The following is a 2,382-nucleotide window of genomic DNA, read 5'->3' as shown; positions in this document are numbered from 1 at the left end:
CGTTAATCGAAGAGAGGGGTACAGAAATGACAAAATATAGCTTTGTAACCGGAGGAGTTGTATCCTCGCTTGGAAAAGGAATTACGGCGTCTTCGCTCGGCCGCCTGCTGAAGAACAGAGGTTTGAATGTCACCATTCAAAAATTTGACCCGTATATCAACGTAGACCCGGGGACAATGAGCCCGTATCAGCACGGTGAAGTGTTCGTAACCGACGACGGTGCGGAAACGGATCTTGACCTCGGCCACTATGAGCGCTTCATCGACATCAATTTAAATAAATACAGCAACGTGACAACAGGAAAAATCTATTCCACGGTGCTGAAAAAAGAGCGCAGAGGCGATTATTTAGGCGGTACCGTACAGGTTATACCTCATATCACAAATGAAATTAAAGACCGCGTATTCCGCGCCGGAAAAGAAACGGGCGCTGATGTCGTGATCACCGAAATCGGCGGAACCGTCGGTGATATCGAATCGCTGCCGTTTCTTGAAGCGATCCGCCAGATCAAGAGCGATGTCGGCCGCGACAATGTGATGTACATTCACTGTACGCTAGTTCCATATCTTAAAGCGGCGGGAGAAATGAAAACAAAGCCGACTCAGCACAGCGTAAAAGAACTGCGCAGCCTCGGCATTCAGCCAAATGTCATCGTCGTGAGAACAGAAATGCCGATTTCTCAGGACATGAAAGATAAAATCGCGCTGTTCTGCGACATCGATCCTAAAGCCGTCATCGAAGCCGGCGATGCGGATACGCTCTACTCCATTCCTCTCGACCTGCAAAAACAAGGGCTGGACAGCTTAGTCTGCAGCCACTTGAAGCTGAATTGCAGAGAAGCCGATATGGAAGAATGGAAAGAACTTGTCAAAAAGGTGAAAAGTCTGTCCAAAACGGTGACAATCGCTTTGGTTGGTAAATACGTCGAGCTCCCGGATGCCTACATTTCAGTTGTGGAATCGCTTCGCCATGCGGGTTATGCGTTTGACGCAGACATTCAGGTTAAATGGATCAATGCGGAAGAAGTGACGGAAGACAACGTTGCCGATCTTGTTCAGAATGCGGATGGTATTCTTGTGCCGGGCGGATTCGGAGACCGCGGTGTTGAAGGGAAAATCACGACAGTCAAATATGCCCGCGAACAAAAGATTCCGTTCTTCGGCATTTGCCTCGGAATGCAGGTGGCATCGATTGAATACGCAAGAAATGTGCTCGGTCTTGAAGGAGCGCACTCAGCCGAAATCGATCCTTCCACACCGTATCCGATTATCGACCTTCTCCCTGAACAAAAGGACATTGAAGACCTTGGCGGAACACTGCGTCTCGGACTTTATCCGTGCAAGCTTCAAGAAGGGTCGAAAGCGTATCAGGCATATGAAAATGAAGTGGTCTATGAACGCCACCGCCACCGCTATGAATTCAACAACGAATTCAGACAGCAGATGGAAGAAGCCGGATTTGTATTTTCCGGGACAAGCCCTGACGGCCGTCTCGTGGAGATTATCGAGCTTAAAGATCATCCATGGTTTGTCGCGTCTCAGTTCCACCCTGAATTCACGTCAAGACCGACAAGACCTCAGGCTCTGTTCAGAGACTTCGTACATGCTTCGCTGAAGACTTCGGAAAAGCTGTAAAAAAGAAAAAAAGGCCTGCCGGCACATCACGCCGGCAGGCCTTTTTTGGATTTTTCTGGTGATAATGGCGGCCCGAACTGGTACTATATTCATTAAGGCCGGCCCCACCGTCATTAATTTCCTTTAGGCAACCCTGTTTTATTGGTATTCCTGAAGAATTTCCTTTAATGTAAAGGATAGGGCATGATAAATGTAGAGGCTGACCATCAGGGACGGAAATCCGAACCTTGTTCCGTCTTCATCGGGAAGAAGCGGCATTCTCAGCTTTGAATCGATATGGACATCGGCGAATGATGCGATCGGGGCGCCGTCTTTTCCCGAAGGGGAGACGACAACAAGTCCGATTCCTCTTTCATACAGTTTTTCCGCCATTTTCAGCTCTTCGTCATCCGCTGAACCGGCGCAGAACATCAGCACTTTGTCCGTCATTTCAAAATCGGGCCAGTTTTCTTCGTTCTTCGGCAGCACTTTGACTGAGGGGAACGGTTCAGAACTGTACATCGCTTCTTTCAAAATGCCTTCCAATTCATTTTTTCCGTATACATAAACCGAATGATCACTGATGACCGCCTGAGCCAACAAGCGGGCGCCGTCCTCTATCGATTGGGCCTCGCCCTCTTGAATCCGGTTGAAGATTCCCGTCAATTGAGTGGTGAAAATTTTAAGCAAGCTGACTCCTCCTTTTTTACTGACTATCATTATATAACAAAAGAGAATAATGGGAAAAATCCTCTAAATATGTCGCAAA

2 protein-coding genes are annotated in these 2,382 nt (G+C 48.0%); one reads left to right on the top strand and one right to left on the bottom strand.

Features of this window, described 5'->3' with window-relative positions:
• Window positions 1–26: 26 nt before the first annotated feature.
• Window positions 27–1,634 carry a CTP synthase gene (locus tag C1T29_RS22055; RefSeq protein WP_208945562.1) on the top strand — a complete coding sequence of 536 codons (1,608 nt, stop codon included), beginning with the start codon at window positions 27–29 and terminating at the stop codon, window positions 1,632–1,634.
• 138 nt (window positions 1,635–1,772) lie between these two features.
• Here C1T29_RS22055 and C1T29_RS22050 read toward each other — a convergent pair whose 3' ends face one another.
• Window positions 1,773–2,303 (bottom strand): DUF2529 domain-containing protein, encoded by a 531-nt coding sequence (locus tag C1T29_RS22050; RefSeq protein ID WP_023857063.1) that lies wholly within the window; start codon window positions 2,301–2,303, stop codon window positions 1,773–1,775.
• Between the last annotated feature and the right edge of the window lie 79 nt (window positions 2,304–2,382).

It is taken from the genome of Bacillus sp. MBGLi79 (assembly GCF_002953915.1).
Note: the sequence above shows the minus strand (reverse complement) of the source record. Positions and strands in the feature narration are given on the sequence as shown.

What these genes read in the sequence shown, in the direction of transcription:
- C1T29_RS22055 (WP_208945562.1), top strand. Translation starts at nt 27, where the DNA reads ATGACAAAATATAGCTTTGTAACCGGAGGAGTTGTATCCTCGCTTGGA.